General features: G+C 61.3%; 15 protein-coding genes. 5 read left to right on the top strand and 10 right to left on the bottom strand.

The features are described from left to right. Positions 1-65 precede the first annotated feature (65 nt). Positions 66-1,364, top strand: a complete 1,299-nt coding sequence (locus QZ326_RS04430; RefSeq protein WP_295741703.1) for a tyrosine-type recombinase/integrase — start codon at positions 66-68, stop codon at positions 1,362-1,364. Positions 1,365-1,961: 597 nt separating this feature from the next. Beyond that, entirely contained in the window at positions 1,962-2,681 is a 720-nt protein-coding gene (locus tag QZ326_RS13385; RefSeq protein ID WP_326172432.1) for a pyridoxamine 5'-phosphate oxidase family protein, read from the top strand. Between the two features lie 40 nt (positions 2,682-2,721). Here QZ326_RS13385 and QZ326_RS04415 read toward each other — a convergent pair whose 3' ends face one another. The 10 genes from QZ326_RS04415 to QZ326_RS04370 form a co-directional block, all read right to left on the bottom strand. Beyond that, a complete protein-coding gene (locus tag QZ326_RS04415; protein WP_295741699.1) occupies positions 2,722-4,284 on the bottom strand; it encodes an ABC transporter substrate-binding protein in 1,563 nt (520 codons plus the stop codon). A 12-nt stretch (positions 4,285-4,296) separates the two neighbouring features. Beyond that, positions 4,297-5,094, bottom strand: a complete 798-nt coding sequence (gene pgeF / locus QZ326_RS04410) for a peptidoglycan editing factor PgeF (RefSeq protein WP_295741695.1) — start codon at positions 5,092-5,094, stop codon at positions 4,297-4,299. 11 nt (positions 5,095-5,105) lie between these two features. Continuing rightward, positions 5,106-5,366, bottom strand: coding sequence for a hypothetical protein (locus QZ326_RS04405; RefSeq protein ID WP_295741692.1), 261 nt, complete (start codon positions 5,364-5,366; stop codon positions 5,106-5,108). A gap of 427 nt (positions 5,367-5,793) precedes the next feature. Then, the gene (gene secA, locus QZ326_RS04400) at positions 5,794-8,544 is read right to left on the bottom strand and encodes a preprotein translocase subunit SecA (protein WP_295741690.1); all 2,751 of its coding nucleotides are present in this window, start codon (positions 8,542-8,544) and stop codon (positions 5,794-5,796) included. A gap of 197 nt (positions 8,545-8,741) precedes the next feature. Next, complete coding sequence (locus QZ326_RS04395) at positions 8,742-9,200, bottom strand: immunoglobulin-like domain-containing protein (protein WP_295741687.1); 459 nt, start codon at positions 9,198-9,200, stop codon at positions 8,742-8,744. A gap of 54 nt (positions 9,201-9,254) precedes the next feature. After that, the gene (locus QZ326_RS04390; RefSeq protein WP_295741684.1) at positions 9,255-10,436 is read right to left on the bottom strand and encodes a hypothetical protein; all 1,182 of its coding nucleotides are present in this window, start codon (positions 10,434-10,436) and stop codon (positions 9,255-9,257) included. 57 nt (positions 10,437-10,493) lie between these two features. Beyond that, entirely contained in the window at positions 10,494-11,681 is a 1,188-nt protein-coding gene (locus QZ326_RS04385; protein WP_295741681.1) for a 2-hydroxyacyl-CoA dehydratase, read from the bottom strand. A 26-nt stretch (positions 11,682-11,707) separates the two neighbouring features. Next, positions 11,708-13,075 carry a 23S rRNA (uracil(1939)-C(5))-methyltransferase RlmD gene (rlmD, locus tag QZ326_RS04380; protein ID WP_295741678.1) on the bottom strand — a complete coding sequence of 456 codons (1,368 nt, stop codon included), beginning with the start codon at positions 13,073-13,075 and terminating at the stop codon, positions 11,708-11,710. Between the two features lie 339 nt (positions 13,076-13,414). Then, positions 13,415-15,022: an MBL fold metallo-hydrolase RNA specificity domain-containing protein gene (locus tag QZ326_RS04375; RefSeq protein ID WP_295741675.1), complete on the bottom strand. Its 1,608-nt coding sequence runs from the start codon at positions 15,020-15,022 to the stop codon at positions 13,415-13,417. Positions 15,023-15,063: 41 nt separating this feature from the next. Then, complete coding sequence (locus tag QZ326_RS04370; RefSeq protein ID WP_295741672.1) at positions 15,064-15,654, bottom strand: hypothetical protein; 591 nt, start codon at positions 15,652-15,654, stop codon at positions 15,064-15,066. Between the two features lie 219 nt (positions 15,655-15,873). On the opposite strand from QZ326_RS04370, the gene QZ326_RS04365 reads away from it, so the two are divergent. The 3 genes from QZ326_RS04365 to QZ326_RS04355 all read left to right on the top strand — a co-directional run. Further along, entirely contained in the window at positions 15,874-16,059 is a 186-nt protein-coding gene (locus QZ326_RS04365; RefSeq protein WP_295741669.1) for a hypothetical protein, read from the top strand. A 349-nt stretch (positions 16,060-16,408) separates the two neighbouring features. After that, the gene (rpoB, locus tag QZ326_RS04360; protein WP_295741667.1) at positions 16,409-20,119 is read left to right on the top strand and encodes a DNA-directed RNA polymerase subunit beta; all 3,711 of its coding nucleotides are present in this window, start codon (positions 16,409-16,411) and stop codon (positions 20,117-20,119) included. A gap of 61 nt (positions 20,120-20,180) precedes the next feature. Further along, on the top strand, positions 20,181-20,400 hold a 220-nt coding region (locus QZ326_RS04355), incomplete at its 3' end, for a hypothetical protein (RefSeq protein ID WP_295741664.1).

The raw sequence follows: 20,400 nt of genomic DNA, 5'->3' as shown, positions 1-20,400 counted from the left end.
AATGATGGAACGCACATCATACGTCACAGGCCCGATTGCCACGGATAGAAAGGAGCATTTCATCTATGGCAAAAGGTTCTGTACGTAAAAAGGGCAAAAAGTGGTACTACCGCTTCTATGTGGAGGACGAGAGCGGGCGGCAGGTACAGCGGGAGTTCGCCGGGACAGAGAGCAAATCTGAAACGGAGGCCCTGCTCCGCAAGGCGATGGAGGACTACGAGGCGAAAAAATTCGTGGCAAAGTCCGAGAACACCACCGTGGGGCAGCTATTGGATATGTGGGTGGAAGAAGAACTGAAGCCCGGAAATCTCAGCAACGGCACCGTGATGGCCTATCAGGGGACGGTCAACCGTATCAAGCAGCACCCCATCGGAAATCGCAAGCTGAAAAGCGTCACCCCCGACCATCTGCAAGCCTACATCGACCTGCTCAGCTTCGGCGGGACAAACCCGGACGGGACAGCGGCAAAGGCGCTCAGCAAAGGGTACTTACGGCAGTATTCGGCAGTCCTGCAAGGGGCGTTCCGCTTTGCGGTGTTCCCCAAGCGGCTCATCAGCTTCAACCCCATGCAGTATGTGGTCTGGCGGGGGAAGAAAGAGGAATACGAGCTGTTCTCCCAGGAGGACGGGGACGCCCCGGCGGTGCCCACCCTCACCCATGAACAGTTCCGGGCGCTGGAGGACTTTCTGAAAAGGAAAGACAACCCGGCCCTGCTGCCCATTCAGATTGCCTACTACACCGGGCTTCGTATCGGGGAGGTTTGCGCCCTCACCTGGCAGGACGTCAACCTGGACGAGCAGTACCTCACGGTGCGGCGGAGCATCCGTTACAACGGGGCGAGGCACAAGACGGAGATCGGGGCCACCAAGCGGAAGAAAGTCCGTACTGTGGACTTCTGCGACACGCTGGCGGCGATCCTGCGGAGGGCCAAAAAGGAGCAGATTGGGAACCGCCTGCGCTATGGGGAGCTTTACAGCCTGAACTACTGCACCGAGGTCAGGGAGAAAGACCGGGCCTATTATGAGGTCTACACCCTGCCCAGGACGGCAGGCGTGCCGGAGGGGTATAGGGAGCTGTCCTTTGTCTGTCTCCGTCCTGACGGGGCCATTGAAACGCCGGGGACGGTGGGTATCATGTGCCGTCAGGCGAAGAAGAAAGTGCCGGGGCTGGAGGATTTTCATTTCCATATGCTTAGGCACACGTTCACCAGCAACCTCCTGTCCAACGGGGCGGCTCCCAAGGACGTGCAGGAGCTGCTGGGACACGCCGACGTCAGTACCACGATGAACATTTACGCCCACGCCACGAGGGAGGCCAAGCGTACCTCCGCCCGACTGCTGGATAAGGTAGTCTGCGGGGAGTAAAAAGTTTCCCTTGTTTCGGCCTGCAAGGGCAAAAACAAGGGAAATTACATAAGGTTTGAACATTCAATCAGCTGGAAGCCTTGATATATCAGAGTTTTAAGAGGATTTGACAGATAAACTGGAAGTTACACGCCATAACGGGTTAAAAATCCAAATACGATTATTACCAGCAAACTACCAATGCGGATACCCTTCTTCAATTCATCATGACTTCGCCAATCTGCGGATTTAGGCCATACAGGATTTATTAAGAAGATCAATCCAAAGATAATATACCCGATATTATGAAGTATACCCATTTTGAGGATTTCTCCGAACACAAAAAAGCATATTATAACGGCCAAAGACACATAACATTGTGATTTGAAAGACAATCGTTTCATAAAAAAACGCACCCCCTCAAAACTCAATTTACCGAATTGATTGTATCACGCAATCATTACCATATCAACCCGGTTTTGTAGAAACTGCCGAAGTTATACCGCGGCAACACTTTTCTTAAAAGGGACGGTCCACATGCGGACTTTACAGCAGGGAAGATGTCTGATATAGTGGAGAAAAAATTGGGACGGGTGTCCTGCGGGAGAGGAGAGGGAAATGTCCTGGCTTGTCTATATACTCCGCTGTGGAGACGGTTCGCTGTATACCGGCTGCACCAACGATCTTTCCCGGCGGCTGGAGGCCCACCAGAGAGGCAAAGGGGCCAAATATACCCGCAGCCGCCTGCCGGTGACACTGGCCTATCAGGAGGCGGCGCCGGACCGGTCCGCCGCGCTGCGGCGGGAGGCCGCTATTAAACGGTTAACAAAACAGCAGAAGCTGGCTATGATCAAAAAAGAGGAGCGCGTGATTATGACAGAGATGCGGCGAAAGGAGCGGCAGATGCCGGAGGAGTTTGCCTGGGAGGTGGTGGACAAGTGCGAGTACGCCTTCCTGGCTATGACAGCGGAGGACGGCAGTCCCTACGGGCTGCCGGTGACCATCGCCCGGGGTGGGCGGGCAATCTACTTTCACAGTGCTCTGGAGGGGCGGAAGGTGGAGTGCCTGCGGCGTTTTTCCAGGGTCTGTCTCTGCTGTGTGGGGGATACCCGGGTGCCGCCGGGGAAGTTCACTACACTGTTTGAGTCAGCGGTGGTCTTTGGAAGAGCGGAAGAGGTGACGCAGGACGATGAGAAGATCCATGCCCTGCAGATGCTGTGTCAGCGGCATACGCCGGACAACATGGAGAACTTCCCCGGAGCCGTCGCCAAGAGCCTGAGCCGGACTGGGGTCTGGAAGATCACGGTGGAGGAGATCACTGGAAAGGCGAAACGATGAAAAACAGCGGGCATCCACAAGGATGTCCGCTGTTTCGCTTTTACTTCTCCCGCAGGTGGACGGTACAGCCGGCCAGGTTATAGAAGGGCTGCGCCGCCGTAGGGATCAGATCTTCCAGAACGCCGGTTTGAGCGAGGACGGAGGTGGATTTGAAGCACACCGGCAGGATGGGGGACTGCTGCTGGAGATAGGCGCACAGCGCCTCCATGGCGGTGGTCCGGTTTTCCGCGGCGCTGTAAGCGGCCAGCAGACTGTCTGCCTCAGCATCCGTCCAGCCGCCGTAGTTCAGCGCCCCGCCGGTGGAGAGCAGGAAAGAGAGGTTCCAGTCGGCGGTGAGGCGTACCTCGCCGTAGTAGAGGTCAAAATCTCCCGCCTCCAGGGCGGCGGTATACTCCTCCCAGGGCAGAATTCGGGTCTCTACCGGTACGCCGGCGGCGGTAAGGGACTCTGCCAGATAGTCCGCCACGGCGGTTTTGAAGCTGTTCTCACTGTTTACTAACAGGGTGAGAGTGCGCTCCGGGACATAGCCGCTCCGGCTTATGGCCTGGACGGGGGCGTCGGCGGAGAAGCGGACCTCCAGCTCCTCTGGGTAGAGGGAGGAGAGCGGGGAGACGGGGAACTGGGCAGCTCTGCCGTGGCCGGAAAGGAAGCCGCTGACGATGTGCTTCCGGTTAAGGCTCTCTCCCAGAGCCCGCCGGAGGGCGGCATTATCCAACGGTGCGGCGGCGGTGTTCAGGCCCACGTACTGCAGGATGGTGGTGTCCGCCTCCCACTGGCTGACACTGCCGGTAAGGGCAGCCGGATCTGTGCCGGTGAGGTCGGCGGTGATCAGCTGTACCTCATGGGAGGAGAAGCGGTAGAGCACGGCGTCCTGGCCGGAGGCCTCCGTCAGGCCGATGCGTTCCACCGGCTGGCTGTGACCCTGCCACCAGGTGGAATTGGCGGCCAGAAAGGCTCCGCCCTCGTCCTGAGTGAGAAAATAGGGGCCGGTGCCCAGAGGAACGCCGCCGCTCTCCTTGGAGATGGGGATGTCCAGCAGGGCGGGAAAGCCGGTGTTAGGGCGGCTGAGGGTGATGGTAACCGTGCCGTCCCCGGCGGAGATGGAGGAGACCTGGGCCAGCCGTGCCTGGTAACGCTCCGACCGCCTGGCCCGCTCCAGGGCGGTCCGCACATCCCGGGCGGTGAGGGGGGAGCCATCGGAGAAGAGAACCCCGGGACGGAGGGTGAAGGTGTAGGCGTACCGCTCTGAATCGTAGCTATAGCTCTGGCACAGGAGACTTTCCGCCTCCAGATCGGGGGTCAGGCGGAAGAGCCCCTCGCAGATCAGGGAAGCCACCGTTTGCTGCGGTCCGTCAGGGCAGTCGATGGGGTCCAGGGATTGATCCGGCGCGTAGGGCAGGGAGAAGAACTCCGGCAGCAGCAGTTCTGGTTCCGGCTCTTGAGGCAGTTCTTCGCCGGGAGAGATCAGGCCGGTGTTCTCCGGTAGTTCCTCTTGCCAGCAGCCTGTCAAAAACAGTACCGGCAGGAGGAGGCAGAACAGTTTTAACAAGTGCTTTTTCATCGTGTCACCGTTGTCGTTGGAATGGGGAGTTGGGAGATACACGGCGGGAACCTCTCAGCGGGCGGAGATGAGCGCCGCGTGGACGCCCCGTGCGTCTCCCATTTTTCGGTGGGACCAGAAGAGGTCCGGGCGGCAGGCGGTGCACAGGCCGCAGACGTCGATATGTTCCGGCAGCAGCCCGGAGCGCAGGAGCCACCGGCGGTTCAGGCCCGCCAGATCCACGTGGTGCTTGGGGCCCCGCTTTTCCAGAAACGGTTCTGCCTCCGTGCCCAGGGCATTACGCATGGCCTCCGGTACGTCGCCGTCGGTCTCAAAGCAGCACTGGCCGATGCAGGGGCCGATGGCGGCCAGTAGGTTCTCCGGCCTCGTGCCATAGTTTTGGCCCATGGACCGGACAGCCTTTTCCAAAATCCCCCCGGCGCAGCCGCGCCACCCGGCGTGAACGCCGCCTACCGCCCCGGTAACGGGGTCGTGTAGCAGGATCACGCCGCAGTCGGCAGAGAAGACCGCCAGAGGGAGTTTTTTTTCACCGGTAATCAGGCCGTCGGCAGAGTAATCCCGCTCCCGGTCCAGCCCCTTGCCGGCATCGGCGGCAGCGCAGGGGCGGACAGTGGTCTCGTGGACCTGTCGGGAGAGGACCAGGCGGTCCATGTCCACGCCGGCGGCGCCGCAAAAGCGGCGGTAGTTCTCCCGCAGGGCCTCCACGCCGTCCCCCATGCCGGGGCGGAGGTTCAGGCTGTCCCAGGGAGCGGGAGAGACGCCGCCCAGGCGGGTGGAGAAGGCGTGGGGGACGGGGAGCAGGGAGGAGGTCAGAAAGACCAGACCGTCCCGCTCATGGGTTTCAAAGGCCATAAATACCTCCGTTATGGTTGCGTGTTGGGAGTCTCTTCTGGGTGTTCCACGACCTCGTGGGCCGTCCAGCCATGCCAGAGATGGAGTCCGCCGCAGAAGAGGAGCAGGAGACCGACGATCAAAAAGAAGATAAAAAACGCGTCTGCCATCGCCAGCTCTGCGATGAATCCGGCGATAGTCAAAAGTGCGCCGATGAGCAGAAAGATCCCGCCCAGAAGCATCTCTTTGATGTCCTGGAGCAGTTTTAATGTGCCCTCGCTGTTGTGGTCCATATATCGTACCTCCATGGTTGTTTGAGCAATGGCCTGCACAGGGATGCAGGCCCCACAGGCGTTCTGGCGGAAGTGCCAGGGGTGTTGGGGGATAGCCTGATCAGGGGACCAGGCCCCACAATTCTGCCGAAAGAAGAAAGGGGCACCATCCCACACGGAACGTGCTAGGCGCGAAGCGCGGGAAGAGAAGAAAGTCCTTGCATTTACGCGGCAAGTTTCCGCCGGTCTTTTCGATGAATGGAGCGTACTCCCGCGAGGACCAAAGCGTCTCTTTTCTTTTGGACCGTGCACGGCCCGTTTTCTTTTCTCCACAAGCGGAGAAAAGAAAATGGGGGGGTGCATAGCCCGGCCATCGTCATGGCTGAAATCTCCCCCGCCCGTCAGGGCAGGTCAAACCCTGTCCGCCGCAAGGCGGGAACACCATCCATCAGTTCTGATGGTACTCAGGACAAGTGCACTTCTTCCACTTCAGCCCGCTGCCGCAGGGGCAGGGATCATTCCGGCCGATTTTGGTGACTTTTACAGGCTGCTTCTTGGGCTTGGTGCCGTCGCCGCCCACATTTTCCACCATGCCCTTGGCCACGCGCTCCCGCTTGACCTCCTCGTCCTTCTTGAGGCGTACGGAGTACAGGCGGCGGACAGTCTCGTCCTGAATGGCGGAGACCATCTCCTCAAACATAGAAAGGGACTCCTGCTTGTAGGCGATGACCGGGTCGGTATTGCCGTAGGCCTGGAGGCGGATGCCCTGCTTGAGGTCGTCCATGGCGTCAATGTGGTCCATCCAATATTCGTCCACCACCCGGAGCATGATGACACGCTCCAGCTCCCGCATGATATTGGGAGTGATCTCCGCCTCCTTGGCCTCGTAGAAGTTCTCCGCGGCGGCGGTAAAGGCTGCGTCAAAGTCCTCCTGGGTTTTGCCGGGAATCTCTGCCCCGGGGATGGAGACGGCACCCTTGGCAAAGTACATGCCCTCCAGGCCCCGGAGCATCTCCTGATACCCGGCGGCGTCCAGGTGCTGCCGCTCCCCAAAGGCCAGGGAGACGTGGTTTCCGATGGAGGTGCGCATCATGTTCAGCACCGTATCCTTGATGTCCAGGCCGTCCAGCACCTGGCGGCGCTGGGCGTAGATGATCTCCCGCTGCTTGTTCATCACGTCGTCGTATTCCAGCACGGATTTCCGGGACTGGAAGTTCCGGGACTCCACGGTGGTCTGGGCGTTTTCGATGGCCTTGGTGAGCATTTTATTCTCGATGGGGGTATCCTCGTCGATGTCGAACCGCTCCATCATGCCGGTGATGCGGTCACCGCCGAAGAGGCGCATGAGGTCGTCCTCAAGGGAGATATAGAACCGGGTCTCGCCGGGGTCGCCCTGGCGGCCGGCGCGGCCCCGCAGCTGGTTGTCAATCCGGCGGGACTCGTGGCGCTCGGTGCCGATGATGAAGAGGCCGCCCGCCTCCCGGACCTTGTCCGCCTCGTCGGCAATCTCCGCCTTGTGCCGGGCCATCTTCTCGGAGAACAGCTTACGGGCGTCCAGAATCTCCTGGTTGTCGGTGTCGGCGTAGCCTGTGGCGTCCACGATGACCTCCTCAGAGTAGCCGGCCTTCACCAGGTCCGCCCGGGCCAGATACTCGGCGTTGCCGCCCAGCATAATATCGGTGCCGCGTCCGGCCATGTTGGTGGCCACGGTGACGGCGCCGAACTTGCCCGCCTGGGCCACGATCTCGGCCTCCTTCTCATGGTTCTTGGCGTTCAGGAGGTTGTGCTTGATGCCCTCCTTGGCCAGGAGCTTGGAGAGGAGTTCGTTTTTCTCGATGGACACAGTGCCCACCAGCACGGGCTGGCCCTTCTCGTGGCACTCCTTGATCTGCTGGATCACGGCCCGGAATTTGCCCGCCTCGGTTTTGTACACCACGTCGTGGTGATCGTCGCGGGCGTTGGGGCGGTTGGTGGGGATCTCCACGATATCCAGGTTGTAGATGGTGCCGAACTCCTCCTGTTCCGTCATGGCGGTGCCGGTCATGCCGGAGAGCTTGCTGTACAGGCGGAAGTAATTCTGGAAGGTGATGGTGGCCAGAGTCTTGTTCTCGCTGTTGACGCTGACGTGCTCCTTGGCCTCGATGGCCTGATGGAGGCCGTTGGAGTACCGCCGGCCAAACATCAGGCGGCCGGTGAACTCGTCCACGATGATGACCTCGCCGTCCTTGACCACGTAGTCCACGTCCCGCTTCATGGTGCCGTGGGCCCGGATGGCCTGGTTGATGTGGTGGCTCAGAGTGGAGTTGGAGGGGTCCGACAGGTTGTCGATGTGGAAGAACTCCTCCGCCTTGGCGATGCCCCGGGCGGTGAGGGTGGCGGTTTTGCCTTTCTCGTCCACCACATAATCGGCGTCAATAGCCTCGTCCTCTTCCTCCTTGTTGTCCACCTGGACCACCACCTGCTTTTTGAACCGGGCCACCAGCATCTCCGCCATGTCGTAGAGCTGGGTGGACTTCTCTCCCTGGCCGGAAATGATGAGAGGCGTCCGTGCCTCGTCGATGAGGATGGAGTCCACCTCGTCCACGATGGCAAAGGCGTGGCCCCGCTGCACCAGCTCCTGGGAGTAGATGCACATGTTGTCCCGCAGATAGTCGAAGCCCATCTCGTTGTTGGTTCCGTAGGTGATGTCGGCGGCATAGGCCTCCTGCCGTTCCTTGCTGGTGAGGCCGTGGACAATGAGGCCCACTTTCAGCCCCAGGAAGCGGTGAACCTTGCCCATCCACTCGCTGTCGCGCTTTGCAAGGTAGTCGTTGACGGTGACGATGTGAACGCCCTGTCCCGTCAGGGCATTCAAATAGGCGGGGAGGGTGGCAACCAGTGTCTTGCCCTCGCCGGTCTTCATTTCGGCGATACGGCCCTGGTGGAGGACGATGCCGCCCACCAGCTGCACCCGGTAGGGCCGCATGCCCAGCACCCGGTCGGATGCCTCCCGCACGGCGGCAAAGGCCTCCGGAAGGATGCCGTCCAGCGTCTCGCCGTTTACGAGACGCTCCTTAAACTCGGCTGTCTTGGCCTGGAGCTGGGCGTCGGTCATGGCTTTGTACTCATCGGCCATGGCCTCGATTTTGTCCACAATGGGGTAGATGGATTTCAGCTCCCGGGAGCTGTAATCGCCGAAGATTGATTTTAAAAGACCCATGGTTTTATATACATCCTTTCAATTCATCTTTCCTGAGAAAGGGAAGAGTTCTCTTGTATAGATAATTGCTCATAATAAAACAACGATAGCATACCACAAATAGGAAGGGATTGCAAAGAAAATCCGGCTTCCAGGAAAAAAGTTTACAATAAGGGCGGCGGTTTCAAAAACCGCCGCCCTTTATTTCGTAAATTGCCTCACTCCAGGGTGAATTCTGCTGTCAGAAGAAAGTCCGCCGTGTCACCAGGTCCGCGGTACTCGAAAAACCACTTTGCCGCCCGGTAGTGTCCGGGTTTCAAATCGCCGTAATCGCCGCCCCAGGTGAGGACCAGCTCCCGGGGCTCGTTTGCGGCGAAGATATACGCCTCCGCCGTGTTGGCGAATTCCCCCTTGCGCTCCAGCCAGTACCACTGGCCGTCCCGCTCCATCTGGAGACCAAAATCGTGCTCGTTGCCGCTGTCGATCTCCGCCTCCGTGGTGTTCAGCACCTCCACAGTGACGCCGCCGGGCGTGGCGGTGCCCTCCACAACGGTCATAGTGACGCCCTCATAGTTGTTCACCTCACCCTCAAAGGCGTCTCCCGCCTTCGGTGAACTGCCGCAGGCGGTGAGGGTCAGCAGGCCCAGCAGGGCCAGGGACAAAAATCGTTTTTTCATCTCAAACACCTCCTGTTCTTTTGGACGGGCTGAGAGAGAAAAAGGTTCCCGCCTTTACAGCTCCGTGTCCAGCAGCATCCGTACCCGGGTATCCACCGTGGCGTCCCGGAGGGAGGCGTCGTAATCCACCCCCACAATGAGGCTCCCCGGCAGCTGGCGCTGGAGGGCGGCGTACTGCCCCCGGCCGTAGATGTGGCCTGGCAGACACTGAAAGGGCAGGCCGCTGAGGACTTTGCGGTACCCCGCCCGGACCCAGGCGGCGCTCTCCGCCGCCAGCAGCCAGCCGCTGCCCAGGGCACAGCGGGTGCCGTTCAGCTCCCGCGCCAAAGCCTTCAGTTCCCGGTAGGGCGGCAGGGCGGTGAACCCCGCCTCACGCAGAATCCGGATGAAGCGGCGCTGCATGGGCCCGCCCAGGGCCGCCAGCAGCTTGCCGCCCAGCCGCATGGGCAGGGGGCCAATCTCCAGGTGGCTGTCCAGATAGTACAGGGCGTACCAGGTCAGGCCATTGATCCCCACCCGGCAGCCCTGCCGCTCCAGGAAGCCCGTCAGGTCCCAGTTGCCGAGAGAACAGTACTTGGTGTAGATATCCCCCACCAGGGCGACGTTCTGTAAGGGAACAGGCGCAGTCTCCACCGCTTGAAAATCCCGGGCCATCTCCCGGCAGCGGCGGAGGATCGCGGCGGGGGAGAGATTCCGGTTTGACGCAAGGTCGCCGGAAAGGGTCTCCTCCCAGCGGCGGATCAGGGCCTCCGTCTTTCCGGTGCGGCGCTCCGCGGGGCGGATCTCGCTGCCCATCAGCAGCAGGGCGTCCCCCCAGAATGCCGCGGCCAGGGCCCGGCGGGCCATGGTCAGGGACACCGGCAAAGCGGAGGAGCGTTCCACACCCCGGACGTTGAAAGACAGCAGCGGCACCTGGGCAAAGCCCTCCCGGTCCAGCACCGGCCGCAGCAGCCGGATCAGGCAGGAGCCCCGGCAGCCGTCGCCAGTCTGGGAGATCAGCACGCCGGTGCGGGCCGGGTCGTACTCCCCGGAGCGCAGAGCGTAAAGCACCTGCCCGGTAATGAGGACAAAGGGATAGCACAGGTCGTTGTGGGTGCGGCTCAGGCCCAGGTCCTCCACATCTGCCCGGTTTCCCTCCAGTACAACAGGGGTCCACGCCGGGGACTGAAACGCCCACTGGAGCAGAGGCCAGTGGGCGTCCAGGAGAGAGGGAATCAGCAGGGTTTTGGGGGGCATGACAGCACCTTCTTTGATTGCAAATAGTATATTATTAGAAAAATATACAAATAGTATCTAAAAATCCGAATCCAGCTCCTCGTCCAGCAGCATCCGAATGCGGCTCTCCACAGTGCCGGGACCAGTGCTGGCATCGTAGTCCACGCTGACCAGCCGGGTCCCAGGGAGCTTGCGCTGGAGGGCGGCGTACTGCCCCTTGCCGAAGATATGCCCCGGCAGGCAGGCGAAGGGCTGGACGCAGAGGATCTTCCGGCAGCCCAGCCGGGCCCAGGCGGCGGCCTCGGCGGCGATGAGCCAGCCGTCCGCCACGGTGCAGTTCAGGGGAGCGAGGCCCTCCGCCTGCTCCTTCATCTGGGCGAAGGGGGGCAGAGTGCGGTAACCGGCCCCATTCAAAATGCCCAGCATCTCCCGCTGGACAGCCCCCATGTATTGCCTCAGAAGGCGGTAGAGCTTCCGCTGGGGGACGGGACCTTTCAAAGCATGGGAGTCCATGTAGTACAGGGCGTACCAGGTGATGCCGCCCACGCCGGTCTCGCAGCCCTCCGCCGCCAGATACCTCTCCAGGTCCCAGTTGCCAAGATGGCAGTATTTGGTGTAGAGCTCTCCCACCACGGCCACCTTTTGGACCTTCCGGGGCATGGTCTCCACCCGGCGGAAGGAGGCGGTCATCTCCCGGCAGCGGGCCATGATCTGACAGCGGGTAAGGGATTTCCCTTGACGGAGACTGTCCCCCAGGGTTTTCATCCACGTCCGCCACAGGGATTCCGCCTCGCCGGGATGGACCTCATAGGGCCGGGTCTGATTACGGAGAATGGCCAGCGTGTCCCCCCACACGGCGGCGGCTAGAGCCCGGCGGACCATCGCGGGCGTGATGGACAGGCCGGTGTCCCGGTCGATGCCCCGCACATTCAGGCTCAGCAGGGCCACCTCCGGGTATCCGGCTTTGTCCAGGGCCTTCCGGGTCAGGCGGATGCCGCAGGAGCCCCGGCACTCGTCCCCGGCCTGGCCCATGAGCACGCCGCACCGGGCGGGATCGTATTTTCCGGAGGCCAGGGCGGAGAGCACCTGTCCGGCGACCAGAAAGACGGGGTAGCACAGCTCGTTGTGAAAGTACCGCAGGCCGGCAAGGTTCTGGCCCTCCGTCAGCAGCACGGGCTCCCAGGCATCGGAGGCGAAGGCATGTTGCAACAAGGGGAACCAGTCGTCCAGCAGGGCGGGAATCAGCAGTGTGCGGCGGGCGGGCATGACGGGGACCTCCTTTCGGGGATGGTTCACAGAGTGGTGGAGCGGGTGAGGAGGACCACAGACTCCACATGCCGCGTGGCCGGGAACATGTCCACAGCGCAGGCACGGTCTGCCCGGTAGCCGAACCCGGCGAAAAGCTTCACATCCCGTCCCAGAGTAGCGGGATCGCAGGAGACATACACCACCCGCTCCGGCCCCATGCCGGCGATGGAGGCGATGACCTCCGGACTGAGGCCCTTTCGGGGCGGGTCCACGGTGATGACGTCCGGTTTCAGACCCTCGGCTTCCAGCCGGGCGGCCACGGCGGCGGCGTCTCCGCAGAAGAAGTCCACATTTTCGATGCCGTTCCGGGCGGCGTTCTCCCGGGCGTCCGCCACGGCGGGGGGCACGATCTCCGCGCCAATGGCCCGCTTTGCCTCTTTGGCCAGACACAGCGTAATGGTGCCGGTGCCGCAGTACAGGTCCAGCACCGTCTCCCGGCCTGTCAGGCCGGCGAACTCCAGGACCTTGCTGTAAAGCACTTCCGCCTGAGCCCGGTTCACCTGGTAGAAGGAGGGGACAGACAGCTTGAACTCCAGACCGCAGAGGGTGTCCATCAAAAAGTCCCGGCCCCAGATGGTGCGGTATTTGTCCCCCAGAATCACATTGCCGGGGCGGGTGTTGGTATTCAGCACCACGCCCACGGTCCTGGGGGCGGCGGACTGAATGAGGGCTGCCAGCTCCGGCTCCCGGGGGAGCTGCTTTCCGTTGGCCACCACACAGCAGAGGCTCTCACCCGCGGCGTTGACCCGGACATAGATGTGGCGTATCAGGCCCTTGCCGCAGGTCTCATCGTAGGGGGAGATTTTATACCGCCGCATCCAGTCCCCCACGGCTCTGGCGGTCCGGTCAGAGACCTCCGACTGGATCAGGCATCGGTCAATGGGCACCACCTGATGGCTGTGGGAGCGGTAGAAGCCGATGGATCCGTCGGCCCCCACGGGGTATTGGCTCTTGTTGCGGTAATGGGCAGGGTCTTTGGCGCCCAGGATCTCCTCAACCTGTAAATCGGTACCGCCCAGGCGTTTCAGGGCGTCCTGCACCCGCTGGCGCTTGGCCCGGAGTTCCTCCGGATAGCTCAGGTGCTGGAAATCGCAGCCGCCGCATTTGCCGAAATGGGGGCACTCCGGCGCGGCCCGCTCCGGCGAGGGGGTGCGGATCTTCACGATCTCCCCGGCGCAGCTGGACTTCATCACCTTTGTGATCCGCAGGTCCACGGTCTCACCCCGGACGGCCTGAGAGACGAAGACCACGGCGCCGTCCAGACGGACAATGCCCAGGCCCTCGCTGGAGTAGCCCTCCACGGTGCCGGTATAGATGTTTCCCTTTTGCAGGGGCTGGCGCAGGTTTTCCATAGACGGGTCCTCTCTTTAGAAATTATAGAACATTGACAAAAAAGGGAGATGCCGGACCGTTACTGCCGTTTTCCCGCGGCGGAGCGGATTAAAAGGGCGTCAGGAGCCACCGCCGCAGCTTGGACGGCCAAAAACAGTAACCCTAGAGGGCGGCTCTCATCGTAGAGAAAGTCTTCCGTGTAGACGAAAAAGTCCACTGCTGCGGAGAAGGGGACCGCCCGGAAGCGAAGAGCGTACAAATTTATATCTGCTTTATATCTGCGATACCTCCCAAGGCCAGAGCACCGCTGGCCGGCGGTGCGGGAAAGCGGAAGGCTTCTGCCTTCCGCTTTTTGAGGCTTACGCCTCCCATTTCTCCAGCAGCAGACGCAGCTGGTCGGCAAACTTTGCCAGGGACTTGTTGTCCCGGCCCTTGCTGCGTTTGATAGACTCGTTGAGCATGGCGCCCACAGAGACCAGCCGCTCGTATGCGGCGGAGGCCCTTGCCCCGCCGGGAGTCGCCTTGGAGACCTTCCGCTCCGGCAGATAGCCCGGCGCCAGCTGGGTGTTGGCGGCCAGGTCGTAGACCTCCGTGTACTGGGGGGCATGGGCCGGAATCCCCATGCCCTCCAGCGTCTTGGCGAAGAAGGGAGCGATCTCCCGGTCACCGTGGACCACGAAGACGTGCTGGGGCGTTGGCTCCTGGAAGCCGCTGATCCATTTCAGCAGGTGGTCCCGGTCGGCGTGGGAGCTGAGGCCGGTGAAGTTTTCCAGATGGGCCTGGACGGAGATCTCCTCGCCGAAGAGCTTCACGCTCTTGGCGCCCTCCAGCAGGCTCCGCCCCAGGGTACCCTCGCCCTGGTAGCCCACGAAGAGGATGGTGCACTCCGGCCGCCAGAGATTGTGCTTGAGGTGGTGGCGGATACGGCCGGCGTCGCACATGCCGGAGGCGGAGATGATGACCTTGGGAGTGGGGTCCTCGTTAAGGGCCTTGGACTCCTCGCTGGTTTCCGTCAGCTGGAGGTTGGGGAAGCGGAACATATTGGTGCCCTTGCGGGTCAGCCACACGGCGTCCAGGTCCATGTAGCCCCGGAGGTCGCCGTCAAAGATGGTGGTGGCCTTTTTGGCTAGGGGGGAGTCGATGTACACCGGGAAATCGGGGCAGGAGGCAACCAGGTGCTTTTCCTTAATCTCCCGGATGAAGTACAGCAGCTCCTGGGTACGGCCCACGGCGAAGGAGGGGATGATGACGTTGCCGCCCCGGGCCATGGTTTTGTCGATGATCTTGGCCAGGTTGTCCGTATAGCCCCAGTGCTCCGGATGGTTGCGGTCGCCGTAGGTGGACTCCATCACCACATAGTCCGCTCCGGTGATCTGCACCGGGTCCCGGATGATGGGCTGGTCGATGTTGCCGATATCGCCGGAAAAGACGATGCTCTTCTTCACGCCGTTTTCCTCCAGATCCATGGCGATGAAGGCGGAGCCCAGCAGGTGGCCGGCGTCGGTGAATTCCAGGTCCACGCCATCGCAGAGGTGGACGAACTGGCCGTACTCGCAGGTGTCCAGGAACTCCGGCACCCGCTCCGCGTCCGCCACGGTGTAGAGGGGTTCCGTCCGGGGGGCTCCGGAGCGCTCGCCCTTGCGGTTTTTCCACTCGGCGTCCTGCTCCTGGATGTGGGCGGAGTCCAGCAGCATGATCTCCAGCAGCTGGGCGGTGAGGCGGGTGGTGAGGATGCGGCCCTGAAAGCCCTGCTTGATCAGCATGGGAATGCGGCCGGAGTGGTCGATGTGGGCATGGGTCACCAGCACGTAGTCGATGGTGTTGGCGGCAAAGGGGAACTCACCGTTGGACACCTCGTCCCGGCCCTGCTGCAGTCCGCAGTCAATGAGGATGCGCTTGCCGTTGATCTCCAGGCAGTGACAACTGCCGGTTACGCACTGGTCCGCGCCGAAAAAGCTGAGCTTCATAGGGAAAAACCTCCTTGCAAAATTCTGTTTGCCTCTATTATTTAATCATTGTAAATGTAATCTATATATACGGAGTGGAAAGGAATAGAGTCCCCGAACCGGGAGCTGAACATGCCGTGGACAAGCTGGTTCCAGGTGACGGTGTCGTCATTCACCAGGACATACCGGATATAGGAGTCATAGACCGCACTGTGGGTCTCGGCCTTATCCTCGAACCGTTTCAGATGGGAATAGGTCTTCTCCCACCGCTCGCTGTCCTCCAGGCCGGAGACGGTATACGCCTTTCCGTCAAAGGACAGACCGCTGACGAACAGCAGGGGGTAATCGTCCTTGATGGACTCGTAGTAGTCCGGGTCATAGCGGGAGGGATCGTCCAGGGTGTAGTAATTGACCAGCCGCACAGCGGCCGCCTTCCCGGAGGAGGACGCTTTGAGAAAATCCTCCCCGGCCTCGTGGCCGGAGGCGATGTCCCCGTCCTCATGGACGACGCAGCCGTCCTCCCTGGCCTGCTCCAGGCTGTAATCCGCCGGGAGCTCCTCTAGGGGCGGAAGGGGTTCGGCCTTCTGCCGGCTGCAGCCTGCCAGAAGGAGGGCGCAGAACAGAACGGCAAAGGTCCGTCGAGGAGCATACATTGGAAAGACCTCCTTCAAAAGCTGTTTTATTCAGCATATCACAAATGTTCGCCCGGGACAAGGGTGATATTCGGCAAAGTGTCGAATTCCTGCGGATAAGAGAGGGGGTGGGCCGGAAGGCAAAAAATGTGCTTCCCTTTTGCCGGGACATGTGATATACTACCGACGGTATACGGATCAAAGACCTTGAAATGGACAATGGAAAGGGGAATATCTGATATGGGCAAGACGGCAAGCATGGTCATGAAGATCATTGGGGCCAGCCTGGCTTTCGCAGCGGTGGTCTGCCTGCTGATCGGCGGCTGGCACGACCTGTCCGTGGGCTGCTGCGGAATGAAGAAGCGGCTGAACAAGCGCTTCCGCTCCGAGTATGACGACTACGCCGACGAGGAGCTGTTCAGCTGAGCAAACGGCAAAACGCCTCCACCCGGAGTTCCGGATGGAGGCGTTTTATGTTTTCGGACCGAAAATGGGGCGGAGAGACTACAGAAAAATAAAAACACCGCCCGAAAGGCGGAAATTCTGCTTGACAGCCCTGGAAGAGCATGGTAGAATGAATCACTTATGTGCTGGACAGAGATAAAAACCCATCTTTATCTCTACACTCAGCATAGCACATTTCCCATGACAATGCAAGAGCGGAATGGGCGGTTTTTAACAACTCATCCGTGCGTATCGCGATCTGGCGCTTTTTTAGGAGAAACAACGCGCGCCGCCGGACAGGGCGGAGCGGAAGAAAGGTGAATTTGAGAAGATGGCCAAAGACAAGTACTACGGAAAGACCCTGCGCAAGAACTTTGCCCGGCATGAGGAAGTCATGCCCATGCCGAACCTTCTGGAGATTCAGAAGACGTCGTACCACTGGTTTTTGGACACCGGCCTGCGGGAGGTCTTTGCCGATGTGGGCGCGATCACGGACTATCAGGGCAACCTGGAGCTGACCTTCATCGACTACAAGATGGACGAGGCTCCCAAGTACGACGTGGAGGAGTGCAAGGCCCGGGACGCTACCTACGCCGCCCCCCTGAAGGTCAAGGTCCGCCTGCGGAACAAGGAAACCGGGGAGATCAAGGAACAGGAGATCTTCATGGGGGACTTCCCCCTGATGACCCACTCCGGCACCTTCGTCATCAACGGCGCGGAGCGCGTTGTGGTCTCCCAGATCGTCCGCTCTCCCGGCGTGTATTACAGCAAGGAGATCGACCTCAAGACCGACCTGCCCATTCTCTCTGCCCAGATTATCCCCCAGCGGGGTGCCTGGCTGGAGTATGAGACCGACGCCAATGAGCTCTTCTGGGTCCGCATCGACAAGAACCGCAAGATCCCCATCACCTGCCTGATCCGGGCACTGGGTATCCGGTCTGACGAGGAGATCAAAGAGCGCTTCGGCGGTGATTCCCGCATCATGGCTACCCTGGAAAAGGACCCCTGCAAGACTTACGAGGACTCCATGCTGGAGATCTACCGCCGCCTGCGTCCCGGCGAGCCTCCTACGGTGGAGGCCGCTGAGACCTTGATGAACAACCTCTTCTTCGATCCCCGGCGCTATGATCTGTCCGTCGTGGGCCGGTACAAATTTAACAAGAAGCTGTCATTGTGGCAGCGGGTCACCGGCTGTAAGCTGATGAATGCCGTGGCGGACCCCGCCACCGGGGAGATCCTCTTTGACGAGGGGCACCTGCTGAGCAAGGCTGACGCCCGGCTGCTGGACGACGTGGGCGTCAGCGAAGTCACCATTGATGTGGAGGGTCAGCCGCTGCTGGTGGTGTCCAACCGGATGTGCGACATGGCCCGTTATGTGGACTTCGACCCCTTCAAAACCTGCGGCATCAAGGAGCGGGTTCGGTTCGACGTGCTCCAGGAGCTGCTGGGCCAGTACCAGGGCGAGGAACTCATTGACCAGATTAAGCTCCACAAAGACGACCTGGTGCCCAAGCACATCATCATCGACGACATCCTCACCTCCATCAACTATATGAACGGCCTGGCCCGGGGCGTGTCCGTCAAAGACGACATCGACCACCTGGGCAACCGCCGCCTGCGCTGCGTGGGCGAGCTGCTCCAGAACCAGTTCCGCATCGGCTTTTCCCGCATGGAGCGGGTCATCCGGGAGCGCATGACCATCCAGGACCTGGATATTGTCACCCCCCAGAGCCTCATCAATATCCGGCCCGTCACCGCGGCCATCAAGGAGTTCTTCGGCTCCAGCCCCCTGAGCCAGTTCATGGACCAGACCAACCCCCTGGCGGAGCTGACCCACAAGCGCCGCCTCTCCGCCCTGGGCCCCGGCGGCCTCTCCCGTGAGCGGGCCAACATGGAGGTCCGGGACGTGCACTACAGCCACTATGGCCGCATGTGCCCCATCGAGACGCCCGAAGGTCCCAACATCGGCCTGATCTCGTATCTGGCCACCTACGCCCGCATCAACGAGTACGGCTTCATAGAGGCCCCCTACCGGGCGGTGGATAAGGAGAGCGGCAAAGTCTCCGAGGAAATCACCTATATGACCGCCGACGAGGAGGACAACTTCATCGTCGGCCAGGCCGCGGAGCCGGTGGATGAAAACGGCTGCCTGGTCAACGCCCGTATCACCGGGCGGCACCGGGACGAGATCGTGGACGTGGACCGGGAGAACATCGACTATATTGACGTCTCCCCCCGGATGATGGTCTCCATCGCCACGGCCATGATCCCCTTCCTGCCCAACGACGATGCCAACCGCGCCCTGATGGGCGCCAACATGCAGCGCCAGGCCGTGCCTTTGCTGCGGCCCGAGGCCCCCATCGTGGGCACCGGCATGGAGCACAAGATCTGCGTGGACTCCGAGATCGTGGTGACGGCAGAAGGTGACGGCGTGGTCACCGATCTGGACGCCCGCCACGTTGCCGTGCAGTACGACAGCGGGGAGAAGAAGACCTACAAGCTCACCAAGTACCTGCGCTCCAACCACACCACCTGCATCAACCAGCGGCCCATCGTGTCGGTGGGCGACCGGGTCCTGGGACCGGGCAGCAAGGGCCCCAACGGCGAGGAGGGGCCCACCGTTCTGGCGGACGGCCCCGCCACCGATCAGGGCGAGATTGCACTGGGCCGGAACATCCTGGTGGGCTTCATGACTTGGGAGGGCTACAACTACGAGGACGCCGTCCTTCTGAACGAGCGCCTGGTGCGGGAGGACCTCTATACCTCCATCCACATCGAGGAGTTTGAGATCGACGCCCGGGATACCAAGCTGGGGCCCGAGGAGATCACCCGGGACATTCCCAACGTGGGTGAGGACGCCCTCAAGGACCTGGACGAGAACGGCATCATCCGCGTGGGCGCGGAGGTGAAGGCCGGGGATATTCTGGTGGGCAAGGTCACCCCCAAGGGCGAGACCGACCTCACCGCCGAGGAGCGGCTCCTGCGGGCCATCTTCGGCGAGAAGGCCCGGGAGGTCCGGGACACCTCTTTGAAGGTCCCCCACGGCGAGAGCGGCATCGTGCTGGACACCAAGGTCTTCACCCGGGAGGCCGGCGACGAGCTGGGGCCCGGCGTGAACATGGTGGTGCGGGTGTATATCGCCCAGCGCCGGAAGATTCAGGTGGGCGACAAGATGGCCGGCCGCCACGGCAACAAGGGTGTTGTCTCCCGGGTCCTGCCCCAGGAGGATATGCCCTTCCTGCCCGACGGCACGCCTCTTGATATCGTGCTGAACCCCCTGGGCGTGCCCAGCCGTATGAACATCGGCCAGGTGCTGGAGGTCCATTTGGGCTACGCCGCCCACGCCCTGGGCTGCAAAGTGGCCACCCCCATCTTCGACGGCGCCCGGGAGGAGGATATCTCCGCCATGCTGGCTGAAGCCGGATTGGACCCCGAGGGCAAGAGCGTCCTCTATGACGGCCGCACAGGCGAGCCCTTTGACAACAAAGTCACCGTGGGCTATGTCTACTTCCTGAAACTGCACCATCTGGTAGATGATAAGATCCATGCCCGTTCCACTGGCCCCTATTCCCTTGTGACCCAGCAGCCCCTGGGCGGCAAGGCCCAGTTCGGCGGCCAGCGCTTCGGCGAAATGGAGGTCTGGGCCCTGGAGGCCTACGGCGCCGCCTACACCCTCCAGGAGATCCTGACGGTGAAGAGCGACGACGTGACAGGCCGCGTCCGCACCTACGAGGCCATCGTCAAGGGCCACAACGTGCCCCAGCCCGGCGTACCGGAGTCCTTCAAGGTGCTGGTGAAGGAGCTCCAGTCGTTGTGCCTGGACATCCAGGTGCTGGACCCCGAGGGCAACACCATCGAGCTCAAGGACGATGAGGACGCCATGGATACCTTCAACCTGGCCCGCATGGACGCCGATGACGACCGCCGCCGCGCCTTTGCCGACGAGACGGAGTTCCAGGAATCCGGCTTTGACATCGAGGACGCCCCGGAGGACGCCGGCGCGGACATCAGCATGGACTTCGACGAGGACGATGAGGAATGATTCAGAGTCAACCGTTCGTCAAACGCCCTATTCTGAATCATTGAAGGAGGAAAATCGCACTATGAGTGATATGAACACCGGCAACAGCATTGCCTTTGACGCGATTAAAATCGGTATGGCCTCCCCTGAGCAGATCCTCGCCTGGTCCTACGGTGAGGTGAAAAAGCCCGAGACCATTAATTACCGCACCCTCAAGCCGGAAAAGGAGGGCCTGTTCTGCGAGAAGATCTTCGGGCCCACCAAGGACTGGGAGTGCCACTGCGGCAAGTACAAGAAGATCC

Origin of the sequence: uncultured Oscillibacter sp. (assembly GCF_910587525.1) — a bacterium.
In the GTDB taxonomy this organism is placed as follows: domain Bacteria; phylum Bacillota; class Clostridia; order Oscillospirales; family Oscillospiraceae; genus Oscillibacter.
This window is presented reverse-complemented; position numbering and strand designations above follow the sequence as displayed.

Excerpts from the sequence above, each read along its gene's own strand:
- QZ326_RS04430 (WP_295741703.1), top strand. The coding sequence starts at position 66 with ATGGCAAAAGGTTCTGTACGTAAAAAGGGCAAAAAGTGGTACTACCGC.
- QZ326_RS13385 (WP_326172432.1), top strand. The coding sequence starts at position 1,962 with ATGTCCTGGCTTGTCTATATACTCCGCTGTGGAGACGGTTCGCTGTAT.
- pgeF (WP_295741695.1), bottom strand. The coding sequence starts at position 5,094 with ATGGCCTTTGAAACCCATGAGCGGGACGGTCTGGTCTTTCTGACCTCC.
- QZ326_RS04405 (WP_295741692.1), bottom strand. The coding sequence starts at position 5,366 with ATGGACCACAACAGCGAGGGCACATTAAAACTGCTCCAGGACATCAAA.
- secA (WP_295741690.1), bottom strand. The coding sequence starts at position 8,544 with ATGGGTCTTTTAAAATCAATCTTCGGCGATTACAGCTCCCGGGAGCTG.
- QZ326_RS04395 (WP_295741687.1), bottom strand. The coding sequence starts at position 9,200 with ATGAAAAAACGATTTTTGTCCCTGGCCCTGCTGGGCCTGCTGACCCTC.
- QZ326_RS04390 (WP_295741684.1), bottom strand. The coding sequence starts at position 10,436 with ATGCCCCCCAAAACCCTGCTGATTCCCTCTCTCCTGGACGCCCACTGG.
- QZ326_RS04385 (WP_295741681.1), bottom strand. The coding sequence starts at position 11,681 with ATGCCCGCCCGCCGCACACTGCTGATTCCCGCCCTGCTGGACGACTGG.
- rlmD (WP_295741678.1), bottom strand. The coding sequence starts at position 13,075 with ATGGAAAACCTGCGCCAGCCCCTGCAAAAGGGAAACATCTATACCGGC.
- QZ326_RS04375 (WP_295741675.1), bottom strand. The coding sequence starts at position 15,022 with ATGAAGCTCAGCTTTTTCGGCGCGGACCAGTGCGTAACCGGCAGTTGT.
- QZ326_RS04370 (WP_295741672.1), bottom strand. The coding sequence starts at position 15,654 with ATGTATGCTCCTCGACGGACCTTTGCCGTTCTGTTCTGCGCCCTCCTT.
- QZ326_RS04365 (WP_295741669.1), top strand. The coding sequence starts at position 15,874 with ATGGGCAAGACGGCAAGCATGGTCATGAAGATCATTGGGGCCAGCCTG.
- rpoB (WP_295741667.1), top strand. The coding sequence starts at position 16,409 with ATGGCCAAAGACAAGTACTACGGAAAGACCCTGCGCAAGAACTTTGCC.